Source organism: Cereibacter changlensis JA139 (genome assembly GCF_003034985.1).
Classification (GTDB): domain Bacteria; phylum Pseudomonadota; class Alphaproteobacteria; order Rhodobacterales; family Rhodobacteraceae; genus Cereibacter; species Cereibacter changlensis.
In genome coordinates this window covers 1-2,381 of the sequence record NZ_PZKG01000280.1, presented here as the reverse complement: position 1 = coordinate 2,381, position 2,381 = coordinate 1, and the positions used below count along the sequence as shown (strand labels likewise).

Annotated in this window: 3 protein-coding genes and 1 pseudogene; 3 read left to right on the top strand and 1 reads right to left on the bottom strand. The window is 65.0% G+C overall.

Annotation, left to right across the window (positions count from 1 at the left end; all coding sequences use genetic code 11):
• Positions 1–386, bottom strand: a pseudogene (locus C5F48_RS23195) (type IV secretion system DNA-binding domain-containing protein); the annotation flags it as partial.
• A 95-nt stretch (positions 387–481) separates the two neighbouring features.
• Here C5F48_RS23195 and C5F48_RS23190 point away from each other — a divergent pair.
• From C5F48_RS23190 to C5F48_RS23180, 3 genes are all read left to right on the top strand, one after another.
• Positions 482–1,294, top strand: coding sequence for a DsbA family protein (locus C5F48_RS23190; RefSeq protein WP_258186561.1), 813 nt, complete (start codon positions 482–484; stop codon positions 1,292–1,294).
• Between the two features lie 38 nt (positions 1,295–1,332).
• Positions 1,333–1,830, top strand: a complete 498-nt coding sequence (locus tag C5F48_RS23185) for a hypothetical protein (RefSeq protein WP_258186560.1) — start codon at positions 1,333–1,335, stop codon at positions 1,828–1,830.
• 2 nt (positions 1,831–1,832) lie between these two features.
• A partial coding sequence (locus C5F48_RS23180) for a DUF2726 domain-containing protein (RefSeq protein ID WP_107666055.1) occupies positions 1,833–2,381 on the top strand: 549 nt, incomplete at its 3' end.

Sequence of the window (2,381 nt, the reverse complement as noted above, 5' to 3'; positions counted from 1 at the left end):
AAGGCCAGCGCCGCCGGAATGCCTGCGATCCATGCGAACTTCTCCGCATTGTCCCGGTACTCGATCGAGATGCGACGCAGCCGGCCGTCGGCGGCGATCTCGGCCGCACTGCGCGTCAGCCGCCGCTGTTGATAATCCGTGTAGGTCAGCGGCTTGTCGGGGCGGTGCAACGCCACGTTGTAGTCGGCCAGGAACACCACGAAGGTCTCGCGGATATGCCGGATCTCGTAGTTCGCGGCGATCAGGACGCAATAGGTGAGCGTGAAGGCTCCCAGCGCCATGAAGAGCGACGTGCGAATGACCTGCGCCGCCATCCTCCACCAGTGCTGTGTCGTCTGGCCCCCGCGCACGATCCGGGTGGTCTGGTTGCGGTTGGTGAGGCTCATTTCCACTTCCCCTCTTCCAGTAAATCATTAAGTTACCAATACGCAGTGACAATAGTAGAAGCAGGAACTAGACGATGCGAGGCAGAAAGTCGGTGTTGAGCGATAACAAATATCGCGATGAGAATTCGTTTTCGCATAGATGCAACAAGACGCCGCTACCTGCCGCCAGAACGGCGATTGCGGCGCTGGCGCTGGCGGCGGCCTTCTCGACGCCCGGCAGCGCCGGCGAGCCGGCCTACACGCCAGAGTTCGGCGCGAGTGTCCGCGCCTATCTGCTCGACAATCCCGAGGTGGTTCTGGAGGTCTTCAGGCTGCTGGAAGGTCAGGAGCGCGCAAAGAAGACGCAGGCGGCTTCGGCCTCGATCGCCAAGGTGGCCGATCAGCTGTTCCAGTCGGACGATGCGCGCAAGGGCAGGGCGGATGCGCCGGTCATCGCGGTCGAGTTCTTCGATTACCAGTGCGGCTACTGCAAGGCGGCGCTGCCGGAGCTGGCGCAGGCCATGGAGGGCCGTGACGATGTAGCGGTGGTCCTGAAGGAGTTTCCGATCCTCGGGCCGGCCTCGAAGCGCGCCTCTCGCATCGCCCTGGCCGTCCGCGCCCTGCATGGCGATGACGCCTATCTCGGCTTCCACAACGCGCTGCTGCTGCAGAAGGGCGAGTTGAACGACGCCACCCTGTCGATGCTGGCCGAGGCCGCGGGCTTCGACTTCGACGCGCTGTCTGTCCGGTCCAACGAAGCCGACATTTCCGCGACCATCGCGGCGAACTGGCGCCTGGCGCAAACCCTCTCGATCAACGGCACCCCGGCCTTTGTCTTCGAGGACGAACTGGTCGGGGGAATGATGAACGCGGAGCGGCTGACGCAGAAATTCGACCTTCTCGCAAAGGCCGAAAAGCCGAACCTATAATGCAAGTTATGTTACACTATAACAATACGAGGTACGTGATGAAGGTAAACATGAAGGGCATCCTCGCTGCAACCTGCGCAGCTCTCACCCTGTCCGGCTGCGTGAGCGGCGGCGGCACGGCGACCGATATGGTGACGGCCACCACCGGCATGCGTGGCGTCATGCAGGCCACCGAGCCGCCGACGAAGGAGGATTACGCCCTGTCCTGCGGCGCGGTGAACCAGCGCCTCGCCAATCTCTATGGCCGCTATGCCGAGCTTGAGGCCGAGCAGCGCGCCCGTCAGCGTCAGCAGGCCATGGTCGGCGGTCTTCTCGATGTCGGGACCACCCTGATCGGCGGCAGCGCCATCATGGGGGCCGGATCGGCGACCGGCATCCAGAACACGGCCATGGCGGTCAACGTCGGCCGCAGCGCCCTCGGAGGGCTGGCGAACAGCGAGAGCAGCGCCCAGCAGCTGAAGGAGGTGAACAGCACAATGCTGATCGCGCAGCGCGCCGGCCAGCTGGAGAAGGTCAAGTTCCAGAAGGGTTGTTGACGATGGGCGGCGGCGGCGGTCTCGCCAGCCTCTTGTCTGGCGTCTCGACTCCTCCGCCGCTCCTGTTGCCGGCGGCTCTCGCCGTGCTTGCCGGCGTCATCGCCCTCCTGGTCCGGCGGGCGGTCGAAAGCTATGCGGCGCGGCCCTTGCTGAACGCTTCGGAGAAGCGGCTGTTCTCTGTCCTGCTGTCTGCGGTCAAGACGCTGCCCGGGCCGCCGGTTCGCGTGATGTGTCAGGTGAGCTACGGCGAGTTCCTGTCATCCCGCTCGACCCGCGCGTTCTTCAGGATCAACGCGAAGCGGGCGGATTTCCTGCTTGTCGATCACGAGTTCCAGCCGCTTCTTGTGGTCGAGTATCAGGGCGCCGGCCACTACGGCCAGTCACGGGCGGCGCGGGCCAGCGCCCGCGCACGGGACAAGGTGAAGCGCCGCGCCCTCGCCTCCGCCGGCATACCGCTGATGGAGATCCCCGCCCGCTACGACGCCCGGTCGATCCGCGAGACCTTGCACGAGACCCTGCGGCCGGCCGCGACCATCGAGGCGCGGCATGTT

Coding starts and splice junctions, on each gene's coding strand:
- C5F48_RS23185 (WP_258186560.1), top strand. CDS start 1,333: ATGAAGGTAAACATGAAGGGCATCCTCGCTGCAACCTGCGCAGCTCTC.